Origin of the sequence: Gracilibacillus sp. HCP3S3_G5_2 (genome assembly GCF_052063305.1) — a bacterium.
Taxonomy (GTDB): domain Bacteria; phylum Bacillota; class Bacilli; order Bacillales; family Amphibacillaceae; genus Gracilibacillus.
This window is the reverse complement of sequence record NZ_JBQHXU010000010.1, coordinates 59,040-76,276: the sequence shown is the minus strand read 5'-3', so window position 1 is coordinate 76,276 and position 17,237 is coordinate 59,040. Positions and strand designations below refer to the sequence as shown.

Annotated in this window: 13 protein-coding genes; 12 read left to right on the top strand and 1 reads right to left on the bottom strand. The window is 37.7% G+C overall.

What is annotated here, in order from left to right; all coding sequences use genetic code 11:
• The first annotated feature begins 235 nt into the window (after nucleotides 1-235).
• The 7 genes from ACTNEP_RS15270 to ACTNEP_RS15240 all read left to right on the top strand — a co-directional run bounded on the left by ACTNEP_RS15270 (nucleotide 236) and on the right by ACTNEP_RS15240 (nucleotide 10,222).
• On the top strand, nucleotides 236-1,096 hold the full coding sequence (locus ACTNEP_RS15270) for an ABC transporter permease (RefSeq protein ID WP_441163000.1): 861 nt from the start codon (nucleotides 236-238) through the stop codon (nucleotides 1,094-1,096).
• Between the two features lie 21 nt (nucleotides 1,097-1,117).
• Nucleotides 1,118-2,002 (top strand): carbohydrate ABC transporter permease, encoded by an 885-nt coding sequence (locus ACTNEP_RS15265; protein ID WP_441162881.1) that lies wholly within the window; start codon nucleotides 1,118-1,120, stop codon nucleotides 2,000-2,002.
• 49 nt (nucleotides 2,003-2,051) lie between these two features.
• Complete coding sequence (locus ACTNEP_RS15260) at nucleotides 2,052-3,740, top strand: ABC transporter substrate-binding protein (protein WP_441162880.1); 1,689 nt, start codon at nucleotides 2,052-2,054, stop codon at nucleotides 3,738-3,740.
• Nucleotides 3,741-3,825: 85 nt separating this feature from the next.
• Complete coding sequence (locus ACTNEP_RS15255; RefSeq protein ID WP_441162999.1) at nucleotides 3,826-4,716, top strand: ROK family protein; 891 nt, start codon at nucleotides 3,826-3,828, stop codon at nucleotides 4,714-4,716.
• On the top strand, nucleotides 4,713-6,740 hold the full coding sequence (locus ACTNEP_RS15250) for a beta-galactosidase (RefSeq protein ID WP_441162879.1): 2,028 nt from the start codon (nucleotides 4,713-4,715) through the stop codon (nucleotides 6,738-6,740). The genes ACTNEP_RS15255 and ACTNEP_RS15250 overlap by 4 nt, the downstream gene beginning before the upstream one ends.
• Nucleotides 6,741-6,774: 34 nt before the next feature.
• Nucleotides 6,775-9,039, top strand: a complete 2,265-nt coding sequence (yicI, locus tag ACTNEP_RS15245; protein ID WP_441162878.1) for an alpha-xylosidase — start codon at nucleotides 6,775-6,777, stop codon at nucleotides 9,037-9,039.
• 154 nt (nucleotides 9,040-9,193) lie between these two features.
• Nucleotides 9,194-10,222 (top strand): Gfo/Idh/MocA family protein, encoded by a 1,029-nt coding sequence (locus ACTNEP_RS15240; protein ID WP_441162877.1) that lies wholly within the window; start codon nucleotides 9,194-9,196, stop codon nucleotides 10,220-10,222.
• A gap of 64 nt (nucleotides 10,223-10,286) precedes the next feature.
• Here ACTNEP_RS15240 and ACTNEP_RS15235 read toward each other — a convergent pair whose 3' ends face one another.
• Nucleotides 10,287-10,919, bottom strand: a complete 633-nt coding sequence (locus ACTNEP_RS15235; protein WP_441162998.1) for a YesL family protein — start codon at nucleotides 10,917-10,919, stop codon at nucleotides 10,287-10,289.
• 421 nt (nucleotides 10,920-11,340) lie between these two features.
• Here ACTNEP_RS15235 and ACTNEP_RS15230 point away from each other — a divergent pair, with 421 nt between their 5' ends.
• From ACTNEP_RS15230 to ACTNEP_RS15210, 5 genes are all read left to right on the top strand, one after another.
• Nucleotides 11,341-12,993, top strand: coding sequence for an extracellular solute-binding protein (locus ACTNEP_RS15230; protein WP_441162876.1), 1,653 nt, complete (start codon nucleotides 11,341-11,343; stop codon nucleotides 12,991-12,993).
• Between the two features lie 94 nt (nucleotides 12,994-13,087).
• Complete coding sequence (locus tag ACTNEP_RS15225; RefSeq protein WP_441162875.1) at nucleotides 13,088-14,002, top strand: ABC transporter permease; 915 nt, start codon at nucleotides 13,088-13,090, stop codon at nucleotides 14,000-14,002.
• A gap of 11 nt (nucleotides 14,003-14,013) precedes the next feature.
• Entirely contained in the window at nucleotides 14,014-14,892 is an 879-nt protein-coding gene (locus ACTNEP_RS15220) for a carbohydrate ABC transporter permease (RefSeq protein WP_441162874.1), read from the top strand.
• Nucleotides 14,893-14,965: 73 nt separating this feature from the next.
• The gene (locus ACTNEP_RS15215; RefSeq protein ID WP_441162873.1) at nucleotides 14,966-16,120 is read left to right on the top strand and encodes a Gfo/Idh/MocA family protein; all 1,155 of its coding nucleotides are present in this window, start codon (nucleotides 14,966-14,968) and stop codon (nucleotides 16,118-16,120) included.
• Between the two features lie 23 nt (nucleotides 16,121-16,143).
• Entirely contained in the window at nucleotides 16,144-17,220 is a 1,077-nt protein-coding gene (locus ACTNEP_RS15210) for a Gfo/Idh/MocA family protein (RefSeq protein ID WP_441162872.1), read from the top strand.
• The last annotated feature ends 17 nt before the right edge of the window (nucleotides 17,221-17,237 follow it).

Sequence of the window (17,237 nt, the reverse complement as noted above, 5' to 3'; positions counted from 1 at the left end):
ATATAATGGACGTAATACAAAAACGCTTTCAAATAGGGCTGGCAGGTTAGGAGAGAGGAAAATGAATCGAATCAACCATACCGCAGAAGCACAACCGAATCTACCTGAGTCACACTCACCGTTGCAAACACCATTGAAACCCGGGTTTCCTTCACATAAAGGGAAAAAACGAGCACCAGAACCAGACAAGAAAGGTTTCTTTAAAAGGTTGAGTAAACAAAAGGCGTTATTTTTCATGTCTTTTCCTTTTGTTATTTGGTTAATTGTTTTTAAATATATTCCAGTAGCGGGCTGGGTAATGGCTTTTCAAGACTATAAGCCACAATTTGGTATTTTTGAACAAGAATGGGTCGGGTTAAAACATTTTAAAGATCTTTTCAATGAACCCATGTTTTATCGGGCATTAGAAAATACATTGGGAATGGGGATTTTAGGGCTTGTATTTGGTACGCTATCAGCCATTGCCTTTGCCCTGCTGCTCAATGAGGTTAGGTTTTTAACATTGAAGAAGTGGACCCAGACGATTTCCTATTTACCTCACTTTGTCTCTTGGGTAATTGTAGCAAATATTGTAATCACAATGCTATCACCAGACGGGATTGTTAACAATCTATTAGTTGGATCGGGTATTTTGGATAGACCGCTTAACTTTATGGCACAACCTGATATGTTCTGGGGAATTGTAACTGCTGCAGATGTCTGGAAAGAGACAGGCTGGAACGCAATCATCTATTTAGCGGCAATGGCAGGTGTCGATCCTCAGCTATATGAAGCAGCAAAGGTTGACGGTGCAAGCAGATGGCGTCAGATGTGGCATATTACACTACCTAGTATTCGTCCAGTTATTATCGTATTACTGATCTTAAATATTGGTAACTTAATTAATATTGGCTTTGAAAAGCAAATGCTGTTAGGTAACAATATAGTCGCCGAAAAGGCACTAGTTATTGACTTATATGCGTTAGATTACGGGATCGGTATGTTCCGTTATTCATTTGGTACCGCAATTGGAATTTTTAAATCAGTTATCAGTGTTATTCTCATCTTAATTTGTAATGGCTTTGCTAAGCGCATTGGTGAAGGACGTGTATTCTAGTAGAAAGGAGTGTTTCACCAAATGAAAAAAAGAAAATGGACAACATTTGATATAGTACTAACCCTTTTTATGCTATTCATTGTAGTCATCACATTATACCCATTCCTTAACATATTAGCGATATCTTTAAATAATGCAGTAGATACAGCTAGAGGTGGCATCCATATTTGGCCACGAGAGTTTACATTTGCTAATTATCAGGAGATTTTCGGAAGTAATGACAGACTGCTTCAAGCATTCTTTATGTCAATCCTACGAACAGTAGTTGGAACAATTGCAGGGATTATCGCAAGTACGATGCTTGCTTATGTGTTAAGCAGAAGAGATTTTGTTTTTAATGGTTTGGTCGGATTTTTACTTGTTTTGACGATGTTTATCAGCGGTGGATTAATTCCTGAATATATGCTAATTCGCCAGTTAGGCTTGATAAACGAGTTTGGTGTTTATATCTGGCCAATGTTGATTTCAGCATTTAATGTCATTATCATCCGATCTTTTATGGATAATTTGCCTGCTGCATTAGAAGAATCAGCTAAGATGGATGGTGCCAATGATTTTGTCATCTTTAGTCGAATTATTATTCCGTTATGTCTACCAGTTATCGCAACAATTGCTTTATTTCTGGCGGTAATGCAGTGGAACAGTTGGTTTGATACGTATTTATATGCAAGAAGTAATGAAGCTTTAACGACATTGCAGTTTGAATTGATGAAAATATTAGATAATGCCAACATTTCCAGTGGCGACATTACTTCACAAAATGCGGAAGTGATTGCAGGGCAGACCAACCCACAATCAATTAAAATGGCAATTACCATTATCGCGACTGTACCTATCTTAATGGTATATCCTTTCCTGCAAAAGTATTTTGTGACGGGGTTGACGTTAGGGGCAGTTAAAAGCTAGGTATTAATGAAAATTAATATACAAATTTATTAAAAATGGAGGGGAAAACATGAAGAGAAAGCTATCCGTTTTACTATTATCCTTATTATTCATGTTTGCTGTACTTTTGTTAGCGGCTTGTAGTAATGATTCAGATACAGATACAAGCAGCAGCGATGAAGGGGCAAGTGAGAACAATCAAAGTGAGGAACCAATTACATTGACATTCTTTAATGCTGATGGGGAAGAGAAGTCTTTTGATGATCCCGTGGCTCAAAAGATCACGGAAGAAACCGGTATCAAGCTAGAAATAGACTACCCTGTTGGTGGCAATGATGAAGCGATACCATTAATGATTGCCAGTGGCGATTATCCAGATTTGATTTTTGCAAAAGGTGATATTGGAAAGCTGATTGAAGCTGGTGGTGTCATAAAACTAGATGATTTAATCGAGGAAAAAGGTGACAACTTAAAAGCAATGTATGGTGATCAACTCGACCGATTACGAAATTCTATAGAGGATCCTAGCATTTATACGGTTGGTACTTATGGAGTTGAAAATGCATATTGGGAAACTAGTGGAACATTCCAAATACAATTAGATGTGTTGCGTGAACTTGGTTACCCAGAAATTCGTACATTGGATGATTTCGAAGCAGCAATTACGGAGTATTATGAAATGTATCCAGAAATTGACGGACAATCAACCATTCCGTTATCTTTGTTAGGCAGTGATTGGCGTTGGCTCATTACAGTTGGTGATCCTGCTGGTTTTGCAGCTGGGCTTGCAGGAGATGGTCAATGGGCAATTGATGAAGATACAGGGGAAGCAACATATAAGTTTTTACTACCAGAACTTAAAGAATATTTCAAATGGTTAAATGGTTTAAATGATAAAGGGTTATTAGATCCCGAATCTTTTACTCATACTTATGATACCTATATTTCCAAATTATCATCTGGCCGAGTATTAGGTATAGCCGATCAGAACTGGAATATTGGGGACGCAGATGCTGCTTTAGTATCAGATGGAAAAGAGTGGAGAACATATGCACCACTACCAGTTACAATAAGTGAGGAATATACTTCTAAAAGTATAAAAGACTATGGATTTAGTGGTGGATGGGGAATCGCTATTTCTTCTACTAGTGAATATCAAGAGGAAGCATTTGAATTTTTAGATTGGATAGCTTCTGAAGAGGCTCAAATCTTAGTCAATTGGGGTATTGAAGGTGAAAACTACGATATTGTAGATGGAAAGCGCGTGTTGCAAGAAGATGATCGAGAACGTATGAACACAGATAGTAACTATGGAAAGGAAACTGGTGTAGGTTACTATGTCCATCCATTCCCACAATGGGGTAACGGAGCAGTAGACTCTTCTGGTCAACCAATTACACCAAATACTGAGCAAGATATTATTGATAATTTTAATAGTGCTGAAGTAGAAGTTCTTGAGGAATATGGAATGAATAATTGGATTGATTGGTTCCCATCTACTGAGGAATTAGGAATTTCCAAGCATGGTCAAGCGTTTAACTATACCATTGAGTCTGGAAGTGATTTAGAGATTATTCAGCAGAAAGCAGATGATTTAACAGAACAACGTATAACACAAGCTGTTTTAGGCAGTCCAGCAGACTTTGATGAAACATGGGATTCTATGATCGAAGAGCTGGAAGCAATGGATATTGAGAAAGCAAATGAATTGATGACCCAAAAAACATTAGATGTTATGGAACTTTGGGGAACGAAATAAAATAGTAGCTGATGGGCCTGATTCCACTTATGTGGTCTCAGGCTTCCTCTATACATAATTGTTGCAGGAAGTGATAGCTTTGGATATGGACTTGTATCTTTGTTTCGATATAGGTGGAACAAATGTAAAATATGGTGTCCTAGATCAGAATGGAAACTTTCTTTTTCAGGGTAAGTTCCCTACTAGAAGAACTAGAGTAGAGGAATTTATTAACGATTTATCGAATAGAGTAACTGAAGTGATGACTACTCATTCTATTAAAAAAATTGGTATCAGCTTTCCAGGATTTATTGATCCAATCACGGGATATGCTGCATTCGCAGGTGCACTTGATATATTACATGGTAAAAATATAGTAGATTTATTAACAGCACAAATAGATATCCCTATTATAATTGAAAACGATGCCAATTGTGCTACACTAGCAGAAAGGCTATCTGGTAATGCAGTGGATTGTGAGAATTTTATTTGTATGACGATTGGAACTGGTATTGGTGGGGGATTGGTTGTGAATGGTGAGCTTGTCCATGGACATACGTTTAAAGCAGGAGAATTTGGCTTAATGATCGTCAACGGCATGAAAAACGGCTATCAAAATATGCATGAAATAGCATCAACGAGTGCTTTTATCCATCAATATAAACAATTAAAAGGATTAAGTGATCGAGAAATAATCGAGGGTAATGAAGTATTTCAAGCAGCCGAACAAGATAAAGCAATACAAAACATTCTCGATCAGTGGTTTCAATATGTCAGTTTTGGGATTTTTAATTTAGCCGCAACATTAAACCCAGAAAAAATCTTAATTGGTGGGGCTATCAGTGTAAGAGAGGATCTCTATGAAAGGTTACGTGCAACTCTTTCGACCATTCCCTCATGGCCAGACATAGAGGTGGAAGTTGCACCGTGCAAACACCATAATAATGCAGGGATGCTAGGTGCACTATATAAATGCTTAGGGGAGGAAAAGCTATGATTCATGAAAGGTTATCAAAAATATGGTATGGCGGAGATTATAATCCAGAACAATGGGATGAGGAAACAGTGGCAGAGGACATCAGAATGTTTAAGCTCGCAGGTATTGATGTAGCTACCGTTAATGTATTTTCTTGGGCACTAAATCAGCCTGATGAACATACATATGACTTCACTTGGCTAGATGAAACAATCAATCGTTTATACCAAAATGGTGTATATATATGTCTTGCTACAAGTACAGCTGCACACCCAGCATGGATGGCAAAACGTTATCCAGATGTACGTCGAGTTGATTTCGAGGGGAGAAAAAGGCAGTTTGGTGGTAGACATAACTCCTGCCCAAACAGTCCAACATACCGGAAATATGCAGAACAAATCGCAGATAAACTGGCAGAACGCTATAAGGACCACCCAGCAGTGTTAGTGTGGCATGTTTCTAACGAATATGGTGGGTATTGCTACTGTGAAAACTGTCAAAAAGCTTTCCGCGTTTGGTTGAAAGATAAATATCGAACACTAGAAGAAGTGAATAGGGCTTGGAACACACGATTTTGGGGTCATACCTTTTATGAATGGGATGAGATCGTTGCACCAAATGGCTTAAGTGAGGAATGGCAAGGTGGCCAAAATACTAATTTTCAAGGTATTTCACTAGACTATCGTCGCTTCCAGTCTGATAGTCTACTAGATGTCTTTAAATTGGAACGAAATGCATTAAAGAAGCATACGCCTGATCTTCCGGTCACCACCAATTTAATGGGACTATATCCAGAGCTTGATTATTTCAAATGGGGAAAAGAGATGGATGTGGTTTCCTGGGATAATTATCCTTCAATTGATACACCTGTAAGTATGACTGCGATGACACATGATTTAATGAGAGGGCTTCGGAGTGGTCAGCCGTTTATGCTGATGGAACAAACACCAAGCCAGCAAAATTGGCAGCCATACAACGCATTAAAACGTCCAGGGGTTATGCGCTTATGGAGTTATCAAGCGGTGGCTCATGGAGCAGATACGGTAATGTTTTTTCAATTGAGACGTTCACGAGGTGCTACAGAAAAGTATCATGGTGCAGTAATTGAGCATGTCGGACATGAACACGCACGTGTATTCCGTGAGTCTGCACAATTAGGGAAAGAGCTGATCCGGTTAGAGGACAAAATAGTTGATAGTCGAGTGAACGCCCGAGTAGCAATTATCTTTGACTGGGAAAATCGTTGGGCTATTGGATTATCGAGCGGACCTTCGATTGCTTTAGATTATGTAAAAGAAGTGCATAAATACTATGATGCTTTCTATCAACGAAATATTCCGGTTGACATGGTAGGTGTGGAAGAAGATCTAAGCAAATATGATCTTGTGATCGCTCCCGTTTTATATATGGTCAAGGAAGGACATGCCGATCGGTTAAAACAATTTGTTCAAGATGGAGGTACTTTTGTGACAACCTTTTTCAGTGGAATTGTCGATGAAAATGATCTTGTCACACTAGGAGGATATCCAGGTGAACTACGAGATTTAGTTGGGATATGGGCAGAAGAGATTGATGCATTAGAACCATCCCGTACAAATAAAATAGTAATGAAGGAGAAAGTCGGTTCCCTTTCTGGGAAGTATACATGTAATCTTTTATTTGATCTGATTCATTCAGAAGGGGCAGAGGTTCTGGCAACATATGGTTCAGACTTCTATCAAGGCATGCCTGTTTTAACGAAAAATCATTATGGTAACGGTCAGGCATACTACGTTGCATCCAGTCCAGATCAAGCATTTGTTCAAGACTTTATCGATACAATTAGTGCAGACAAAGGAATAGAAGGCGAAATGGAGTCTGCAACAGGAGTAGAAGTGATTGCCCGTGAGAAAAACGGAGTAAAAATAGTATTTGTGATGAATCACAATGATGAAGCTGCAAGCTTTGATACAGGTGAGAGCACATGGACAAACACGATAACAGGTGAAACATATCGAGGAAAAACAGAAATAAAAGCAAAAGATACGCTCATTTTAACAAATTAAACAAGAGTAATTGACAAGTTGAGGAGGGTGACGAATGAAGTTTACAGATGGTAATTGGTTAGTCAGAGAAGGATATGAAATACATTTTCCAAAATTAATTCATGAGGTGGAAGAGACAGATGGTTCGGTAACATTATATGCACCGTGTAAATATTTAAATCATCGTGGAGACACGTTAGATGGACCGTTATTAACGATAAAAATTTCAGCGCCTCTTGATGATGTAATTCGTATCGAAACATGGCACTTCAAAGGTGGTAAAGTAAAATATCCAAGTTTTGATGTAATTAATCAGGTGAACACCATTCAATTAGAAGAGGAAGAAGATTATTTAGCATTTACAAGTGGCACGCTTAAACTAATGATTTCAAAACACAATTTTGCCTTAGCATTTGAAAATGATAATGGTAGATTAACAGATTCTGATAGCAAAGGGCTTGCATGGATTAATGGCCCAACGGATAAAACCTATATGCGTGGTCAATTACGCCTTGGAGTAGGAGAACATCTCTATGGTTTAGGTGAACGTTTTACGCCGTTTGTAAAAAATGGACAATCTATTGACATATGGAACAAAGATGGTGGAACCAGTTCAGAGCAATCCTATAAAAACATTCCATTTTATTTAAGCAGCAAAGGCTACGGTGTTTTTGTTAATCACCCTGATGAAGTAAGCTTTGAATTAGGATCTGAAACCGTTTCCCGCTCGCAATTCAGCGTAGAAGGGGAATATTTAGATTACTATTTTATTAATGGTCCTTCTCCAAAAGAAGTAGTTAGTCGTTATACCACATTGACAGGCAAGCCTGCTTTGCCTCCAGCATGGTCATTCGGTCTCTGGTTATCTACTTCCTTTACGACAGATTATAACGAGGAAACTGTGAATCACTTTGTTGATGGGATGGCGGAACGAGGCATTCCACTAAGTGTTTTTCATTTTGACTGTTTCTGGATGAAAGAATTTGAATGGAGTAACTTTATATGGGATCGACGAAATTTTCCTGATCCTGAAGGCATGTTAAAGAGATTGAAGGATAAAGGGTTAAAAATCTGTGTCTGGATTAACCCATATATTGCACAGAAGTCGGTTTTATTTGATGAAGGAATGGAAAACGGCTATTTACTGAAAAAGCCAAATGGTGATGTATGGCAATGGGATTTATGGCAAGCTGGGATGGGGATTGTCGATTTTACCAATCCTGATGCATGCCGCTGGTACCAGGAAAAACTAAAAGCACTATTGGATATGGGCGTTGATTCATTTAAAACAGATTTTGGTGAGCGTATACCGACCGATGTCATCTATCATGATGGATCAGATCCGCAGAGAATGCACAACTACTATGCATATCTATACAATCAAGTAGTGTTTGATTTACTGAAAGAAGAAAAAGGTGAAGAAGAGGCAGTTGTTTTTGCACGTTCAGCGACTACTGGAGGACAACAATTTCCAGTACACTGGGGTGGAGATTGTGATTCCACTTATGATGCAATGGCAGAAAGTTTACGAGGCGGCTTGTCGTTAACAACTTCAGGATTTGGCTATTGGAGCCACGATATTGGTGGGTTTGAAAATACAGCAACTCCAGATGTATTCAAGCGTTGGACGGCGTTCGGTTTACTTTCAAGTCACAGCCGTTTTCACGGTAGCTCCTCTTATCGTGTGCCGTGGAATTTTGATGAAGAAGCGGTTGATGTTGCGCGTCATTTTACAAAGCTAAAGAATAGCTTAATGCCATATCTCTACGGACAAGCAGTGGAAAATAGTGAAACTGGTGTCCCGGTGATGCGCTCGATGTTGCTAGAATTTCCTGATGATCCCTTATGTGAGACATTAGATCGCCAATATATGTTAGGTGATTCTATTCTAGTAGCTCCGATTTTTAACGAAGAAGGGATTGGCTCTTTCTACTTACCGAAAGGTAAATGGACACACTTTTTAACGGGGGAGGTAGTGGAAGGAGGTACTTGGATCAAAGAACAATATGACTATTTTAGTTTGCCACTTTTTGTACGACCGAACACAATATTACCAGTAGGTACGAGTGAAGAAAGCCCAGTCTATGATTATATGGATGGCATTACTTTTAAAATATATCAAGTAGATAATGGTGTTCAGATTAAACGTAAACTAGTTGATGCAAAGGGAAATGAACTTGGATCGATAAAATTAGTTCATCTAGATAATGAGTTGAATGTGACATTGGATGGTGTAAATAAACACTGTCAAATTGAAGTTAACGGTAGCAAAAAGATAAGCCTAAAACCAAACGCGAATAAAGTGACAATCAATCTTTAAGTTGTTAACTTGCTAATAATGGTGGTTAGTGGTTTTAATAGGGATATGATGAAATTTAAAAAATCCAGTTTTAAGTGGGTTTTATCCTGTAGATATAATAGGAAAGTGATTATTAATAATGAAATGGTGTATGAAGGGATAGGGAGGTTGTGTAATGACAAAACTGATGACAGTACATCAAATTCTCGTCGTAGGTTGTGGAGACATGGCAAATGTCTGGTTGGATTATGTGGAGCAACGTAACAATGCCGAAATTGTAGGGTTAGTCGATCTCCATAAGGAAGTAGCTCAGAAAAAGGCAGACCAACGTAAGTTACAAGTACCCATTTTCACTGATTTAGTGACGGCGATTAACGAAACAGGGGCAAATCTAGTATTTGACGTGACGATTCCGGCTGCTCATAAACAAATTGTAACAACAGCACTTGAAGCTGGCTGTCATGTATTCGGCGAGAAACCAATGGCGGAATCCTTAGAAGATGCACTTGGGGTTCTCCAGATTGCAGAACAAACAGGTAGAACGTATAGTGTCATGCAAAATCGCCGGTTTCTGAAAGAAATACGCTCTCTCCGCTATTATATAGAAAATAATGGATTAGGAAAACTGCACACATTAAATGTGGATTTTTACTTAGGACCACATTTCGGCGGATTCCGCGAGCAAATGGAACATCCTCTAATTGTTGATATGGCAATACATACATTTGATCAAGCGAGATATATAGCAAATAGTAATGCTGTAAGTGTATATTGTCATGAGTACAACCCTGCCGGATCATGGTATAATGGCAATTCCTCTGCTGTGTGTATTTTTGAAATGGAGGATGGCTCAGTATTTACATTTCGTGGTTCATGGTCAGCAGAAGGATTACGAACGTCATGGAATGGTGATTGGCGTATTATCGGAACAAAAGGAACGGCAACTTGGGATGGATTTGATCAACTTCTCTCCGAAACCATTAAGAGATCAGATGAGCTACCTTTTTTCAATGAAACAGAAAAAAGTTCTATAGCAAACATATGGACTGGTAACGAACAGCATGCTGGTTGTTTAGATGAGATGTTCTTGGCTTTAGAAGAAAATCGTCTTGCTGAAACAGATTGTCATGATAACATTCAAAGTATGAAAATGGTATTTGCAGCTATAGAAAGCGCGAAAAAAGGAGAGAAAGTTTATTTATAGCAACGTTTCGATTAAAGTAACGAACATAAAGACGAGTAAAGTAGCCTTTATGTTCGTTATTTTTTTAATGTTGGTAATTCGCACTTCTCTTATGTAATTTTTTGAATGCTACTAAGGCAAGATGCATGGTTATGATACTTGATAGACACATTGGAAAAAATGGCAAAATCCCCGGTATACGCTCTGTTAATAATCCAATAAGCAAAGTGGTAATAAACATGGTAACTGTTAGAAATGGATTAGAAACACCAATTAATAAGGCAATCTTATAATAATGAAACGTTTTATACTCGAAATGAACGAATACAGGAAAGATATAAAATAATAAAACGAGTAAAATAAGAACCAATGTGGCAAAAATAAATTGCATAAAGTAATAGATCGAACTAGGAACTATATATAAATATTGGTAATTAATATATATAATATAGGCGAAAATAGCAAGCGGCCATAATAACAGATTTGCCTGAATAAAATGTGCGCGATATGATCGCCAAAACGTTTTAAATACAGGAACGTCGCTATTACCTTTCAGCCATTGTCTTGTTATGGTAAACATTGATGCCGTTGCCGGCGCAAGTCCGAATATTAAAAGACCTAGTATACTAAATAATATCCAAAGAATATTAACATACGCAATTCTTGTAATCCATTCCATGATTGCATACAGTTTGGTGATTAGTCCACTTTGATTCATTTGATTCAACTCACCCTCATAACAATTTTATAACTATCTGGGAAAAAATATTGTACATTTAGAAAAAAAACGTTATAATTGAAGAAATTAAAGTTCACTAGTATACTAGTTGTATCAGATTGTCTCTTTTATCATAACAAATTATACATGAAGGGGCAATTGATTCTATTCCTTTATCTACCATACTAGTATTTTGAATCGTTTTATAGATGCTATAAAACGATTCCTTATGGGTATAATGTTAGCGCTTTCGTTACTTTTGTTTATGAGTATTTGCTACTGAAGAGTTAGCTATTGAAAGGGGGGGATAAAGTTCAAATTAAGATTTTTTCTAACTATGTAAGCGTTATATTAATTTATAGGCAGGGTTAATTAGGAACAATCCATTCCAAAAAAATTTAATATTCGGGAGGGTTATGAAATGCGAAGAACATATTTTGCTTTTTTTGTTGCTGTAATTTTCATTTTTTTATTGTCAGGTTGTATAGAAAGTAGTGATAGTAGTAATGATTCGGAAGGGGAAGATGGTTTAACTACTATCACAACTGTGCGGACGCAAGATGATGGAACCGTCTACAAAGATGGAGAAGATGTAAACGATAACGTTGTAACTAGATGGGCTGAAGAGGAATTAGGGATTAACTTTGAATACTTATGGACACGTCCAAATGATGAACAGTATAATCAACAAATTCGACTTATGATGTCCTCCAATGAGCCTTTACCAGATGTATTTCAAGTAACGGATACACAATTGATTGCTGATTTGATAGAGTCTGGAAAAGTTCAACCGATTAGCGAAGCAATCGAAGAGCATGCACCAGATCGATTAAAAGCAATTTTTGACGAATTTTCTGATGCATTTAACCAAGCTACCATTGATGGTGAACGTTATGGATTACCACGATTTTCTGGGGGTAACGGTACTGAATCTTTATTATGGGTTCGACAGGATTGGTTAGATAATCTTGGATTAGATGCACCTGAAACTTTAGAGGAATTTGAAGCAGTAATGGATGCATTTGTAAATGAGGATCCCGATGGTAATGGGCAAGATGACACATATGGATTGTTATTATCTGCAGGTGAAAATGGTTTTGGAAGAACGAATATAGGAGATACTAGTCCAGTGTTTGGAATGTACGGTGATTATGTACCTGGCTTGTGGTCTGAAGATGAAGAGGGAAATCTAGTTTATGGTTCTATTCAAGATAACATGAAAGATGGTCTAACTAAGATGAAGGAGTGGATGGAGAAAGGATATATTTCTCAAGAACTTGCCATTGCTCCAGAAGATCAGGCACAGGAGATTTTTGTGTCAGGTAAAGCAGGTTTTGCATTCGGTCCGCCTTGGGTATGGGATTGGCCATTTGGTGAGGTGAAAACAAATGATCCAGATGCAGTAATCAAGCCATATCAAATCCCTAGTGGTCCAGACGGTAAAATGGGAAGAAAAGGTGAATCGTTATTAACAGGATCTTTCTTGTTTAGTGCAGAATTTGATGCTTGGGAAGAATTCTTTGAGTATTGGGATGAAGCTTATGGATATATTTTAAATGATTCTGATTACTTTGAAGATGGATTATTTGAAGGGTACGACTACATTATGGTTGATGGAGAACCTGTCTATGATCCAAACGTTATTGAAGAAGAAACCGGTGAAGAAAAAGTGGACCCAGGTCGTTACTTCTTAACAACCAACGTTCCAACATTCCCATATAAAATGTATGGATTGTTACAGGAATTCCATGAAAATCCTGATAAAGAGCCATCTGGTGCATATGAAACAGACCTAGCTCAAAGAGATCCTGAATATATTGAAGCAGCAGCAATCATTAACCGTTCCAATGATATTCGCATTGAAAACAAATTTACTGGTGCTCCTACCGAAACAATGAAATCACAATGGTCTAACTTGGAACAATTAGAGTTAGAAATATTTGCTGATATTGTGATGGGCAACGTTGAATTAGATAGATTCGATAGCTTTGTTGAAGAATGGAAGGAACGTGGGGGAGATCAAATTACAGAGGAAGTAAATGAATGGTACGAACAAGTTCAAAGTGCAGAATAATAGTAGATAAATGATGAAGCATCAGGTGTGAATTAAATAGTGGTTCATTATTTAATTCACACCTTCCTTCATTGCAGTTAAAGGAGGAGATGAGATGGAGGTTAAGAAAAAGCAAAAGTGGAACATGAGGCGTAATTGGCCTTTACATATATTGATACTACCAGCTGTTATCGTAGCACTCTTTTTCCAATATGCCCCTATGGGTGGTTTGATCATGGCTTTTCAGGATTATAAACCTTGGTTAGGCTTTTTTCAGTCTGAGTGGATTGGTTTTGAGCATTTTCATACTATCTTTCAAACCGAACATGCACGACGGGTAATATTGAACACCTTAATTATTTCCGTGTTAAAGCTTTTTTTTGGATTAATTGTACCGATCGCTATTGCTCTATTATTAAACGAGGTTTACCATACTGTTTTCAAACGAACCGTACAAACCGTTATTTATTTACCGTATTTCCTTTCATGGGTAATTTTAGGTGGTATTTTACTAGATTTACTGTCGCCAGAAGGTGGCTTAATGAATCAGTTTTTAGGTGTTTTTGGTGTGGAACCGATTTTCTTCCTTGGTAGCAATTCATGGTTTGTGCCGACCGTTGTCGTAACAGATCTATGGAAAGAAACTGGTTTTAATACCATCGTTTTTCTTGCTGCTATCACTGCCGTAAACCCAAACTTGTATGAAGCGGCATATATCGATGGGGCAAATAGATGGAAACAAACATTATATATCACATTGCCAGCAATGATGCCAATTATTATCGTTGTTGGAACGTTATCTCTTGGAAATATTTTGAACGCTGGTTTTGATCAAATTTTTAACCTGTATAATCCGCTAGTGTATCAGACGGGAGATATAATAGATACGTATGTTTATCGTCGAGCTTTAGTTGATGGTGATTTCAGCTTTGGTACAGCGGTTGGTTTATTTAAATCTGTAATTAGTTTCTTCCTAATTGTATTAGGTTATCGACTTGCTTATAAATATGCAAACTGGAGAATTTTCTAGGAGGGAATAACATGATATATAAAACAAAAGGCTATAAAATTTTCACCTTCTTTAACTATACGTTTCTAGCGTTCCTTGCATTTATTTGTATTTTGCCACTCATTCATATTTTTGCCGTTTCATTGAGTGGTAGTGCAGCAGCTTCTGCTAATTTAGTATCTTTATGGCCAGTTGACTTTACCTTGGATGCTTATGATAAGACAATTGGAAACGATAACTTTATTAGATCTTTATTAATTGCTATACAGAGGACTGTATTAGGTACCATTATCTCCATGAGTTTACTATTATGTGCCGCATATGGTTTATCGAAATATGATGAAGAATTTAAAGGTCGTAAATGGTATATGTGGTTTTTCGTATTTACCATGTTATTCAATGGGGGGATCGTACCAACCTATATTATCGTAACTGGCCTTGGTTTAGGTGATACGATTTGGTCATTGGTATTACCGACAGCGATCAATGCCTTTAATTTAATTCTTCTATTGAATTTCTTCCGTACATCGGTACCTAAGTCATTAGAGGAATCTGCATTTATTGATGGGGCTGGACACTTTACCATTTTTCTAAAGATATATTTACCTATCTCGATTCCGGCGATTGCGACAGTATCCCTATTTACGATGGTTTTTCACTGGAACCAATGGTTTGACGGTTTGATTTATATGACGAATGAAAGAAACTACCCACTGCAGACTTTCTTACAATCGATTGTTGTTAGAAAAGATTTAAGTATGGTGCAAGATGCACAAGAACTGCAGAACATGTCTCAACGGACAGTCGAGTCTGCACAAATTTTTATATCCGCTTTGCCCATGTTAGTAGTTTATCCGTTTATTCAGAAATATTTTGTGAAAGGTATTGTATTAGGTGCAGAGAAAGAATAATAAATAATTGATCGCAACGTTGAATAGTACTCTACTATACAACTCCCATGTAAAAAAGAAAGGAAGTGTTAGTATGTTAAAAGTAGCCGTCATAGGGACAGGAGCAATTTGCCCCTCACATGTCAAAGGGTATTTACAGTTCCCAAGTAAGTGTAAAATTGTTGCATTATGTGATATTTATCCAGAAAAAGCCGAGAAACTAAAACAGGATTTTCACCTAGATGCAAATGTATATGAAAATTATCAAGATTTATTAGAAAAGGAAGAAGTGGATTTAGTGTCCATATGTACCCCACCATATACACATGCAGAAATAGCAATTAATAGTCTAGATGCAGGAAAGCATGTGCTAGTCGAAAAACCGATGGCTTCATCGTTAGAAGAATGCGATGCAATGGTAGATGCAGGTAATCGGAACAACAAAATTCTATCGGTTGTTGCTCAAAATCGCTTTACTACCCCAATGATGAAATTGAAGCATGTGTTAGAAACAGAATTAATTGGACCTATCCTCCATACACAGGTTGATTCCTTCTGGTGGAGAGGACACAGTTACTATGACTTATGGTGGAGAGGTACATGGGAAAAAGAAGGTGGTGGATGTACGTTAAATCATGCGGTACACCATATTGATATTTTCCAATGGATGCGTGGTATACCATCCGAAATTACTGCAGTAACTAGTAATGCAGCTCATGATAATGCCGAAGTAGAGGACATTTCCATTGCGATCGGCCGTTATCAAGATGGAAGTCTCGCCCAAATCACCAGCTCTGTTGTACATCATGGAGAAGAGCAGCAGCTTATCTTTCAAGGTAAGAAGGCCCGTGTGTCGGTACCTTGGAAAGTCAAAGCGTCGGTATCAAAAGAAAATGGCTTCCCAAACGATAATCCAGAACTAGAACAACTACTTGCAGAGGCATTTGACAGCCAGCCTGATTTAGAACACGAAGGTCATCCAGGACAAATTGAGAATGTACTCGATGCTATTATGGAAAACAAACCTGTATTAGTTGATGGTGTACAAGGACGACAAACATTAGAACTAATTACAGCAATCTATGAATCTGCTAATTACCAGCGTACGGTAAAATTACCATTGACACAAGATAGTCCTTTTTATACGAGAGAAGGAATATTAAAAAATGTCAAGCACTTTTATGAAAAAGGTGAATCGATAGAGAATTTCTCCGATACAGAAATTACTACTGGCGGAAAATATGAATAGAGTCAAATGTTAAGGAGGATATCATGGTTAATAAAAAGGATGGTATGAATTATGCGCCAAAAGGAAAGTCGGCTAAAGTAGTAGATTCTGGTGAATTCAGGATTGCTGCGATTGGATTAGATCATGGACATATTTATGGAATGTGTAATGGACTAATCGAAGCAGGGGCAGATTTAGTATATGTGTATGATCCAGATCCTAAGAAGGTGGAGGCTTTTTGTAAGACATTCCCTCAAGTGAGGCGTGTAGATAATGAAGATATTATTTATAATGATAACTCCATCCACTTAATTGCATGTGCCAGTATTCCGGTAGATCGTTATGCAGTAGGCGAAAAAGCACTACATCATGGTAAACATTTTTTTGCCGATAAGCCTGCTTTTATTAACCAGGAGCAAGTGAAAAAAGCACGGCAATTGGTGAAAAAGACAGGATTAAAGTGGGGGATTTATTATAGCGAGAGGTTACATGTAGAAAGTGCTATCTATGCAGGGCAATTAATTGATCAGGGAGAAATCGGTCGAGTCATTCAAGTAATTGGAACAGGTCCACATCGAGCAAATGCAGCTAATCGTCCTGCTTGGTTTTTTGACCCGGCATATTATGGCGGTATTCTCTGCGATATTGGTAGCCATCAAATTGAACAGTTTCTCTATTATGCAGGTGCGAAGGATGCCAAAGTCTTACACAGTAAGGTTGCCAATTATCATTACAAAGATCATCCAGCCTTTGAGGATTTTGGCGATGCCACACTGGTAGCAGATAATGGTGCAACTTTCTATTTTAGGGTAGATTGGTTCACCCCTGATGGACTTGGTACATGGGGAGATGGAAGAGCGATAATTTTAGGAACGGAAGGTTATATCGAAATTCGAAAGTATATTGATATTGCCAATCATAAAAGTTCAGATCATCTTTACTTAGTTAACGATAAAGAGGAAAAACATTTTGAGTTATCTGGAAAAGTAGGGTTTCCTTTCTTTGGTGCTTTTATTCTAGATTGTATAAACAATACGGAAAATGCTATGACACAGGAGCATGCATTTAGAGTAGCGGAATTATGTATTGAAGCACAAGAAAAAGCGATAAAAATTGAATAGTCCTTTATAGTGGAAGA

What these genes read in the sequence shown, in the direction of transcription:
- ACTNEP_RS15270 (WP_441163000.1), top strand. Translation starts at nt 236, where the DNA reads ATGTCTTTTCCTTTTGTTATTTGGTTAATTGTTTTTAAATATATTCCA.
- ACTNEP_RS15265 (WP_441162881.1), top strand. Translation starts at nt 1,118, where the DNA reads ATGAAAAAAAGAAAATGGACAACATTTGATATAGTACTAACCCTTTTT.
- ACTNEP_RS15260 (WP_441162880.1), top strand. Translation starts at nt 2,052, where the DNA reads ATGAAGAGAAAGCTATCCGTTTTACTATTATCCTTATTATTCATGTTT.
- ACTNEP_RS15255 (WP_441162999.1), top strand. Translation starts at nt 3,826, where the DNA reads ATGGACTTGTATCTTTGTTTCGATATAGGTGGAACAAATGTAAAATAT.
- ACTNEP_RS15250 (WP_441162879.1), top strand. Translation starts at nt 4,713, where the DNA reads ATGATTCATGAAAGGTTATCAAAAATATGGTATGGCGGAGATTATAAT.
- yicI (WP_441162878.1), top strand. Translation starts at nt 6,775, where the DNA reads ATGAAGTTTACAGATGGTAATTGGTTAGTCAGAGAAGGATATGAAATA.
- ACTNEP_RS15240 (WP_441162877.1), top strand. Translation starts at nt 9,194, where the DNA reads ATGACAAAACTGATGACAGTACATCAAATTCTCGTCGTAGGTTGTGGA.
- ACTNEP_RS15235 (WP_441162998.1), bottom strand. Translation starts at nt 10,919, where the DNA reads ATGAATCAAAGTGGACTAATCACCAAACTGTATGCAATCATGGAATGG.
- ACTNEP_RS15230 (WP_441162876.1), top strand. Translation starts at nt 11,341, where the DNA reads ATGCGAAGAACATATTTTGCTTTTTTTGTTGCTGTAATTTTCATTTTT.
- ACTNEP_RS15225 (WP_441162875.1), top strand. Translation starts at nt 13,088, where the DNA reads ATGGAGGTTAAGAAAAAGCAAAAGTGGAACATGAGGCGTAATTGGCCT.
- ACTNEP_RS15220 (WP_441162874.1), top strand. Translation starts at nt 14,014, where the DNA reads ATGATATATAAAACAAAAGGCTATAAAATTTTCACCTTCTTTAACTAT.
- ACTNEP_RS15215 (WP_441162873.1), top strand. Translation starts at nt 14,966, where the DNA reads ATGTTAAAAGTAGCCGTCATAGGGACAGGAGCAATTTGCCCCTCACAT.
- ACTNEP_RS15210 (WP_441162872.1), top strand. Translation starts at nt 16,144, where the DNA reads ATGGTTAATAAAAAGGATGGTATGAATTATGCGCCAAAAGGAAAGTCG.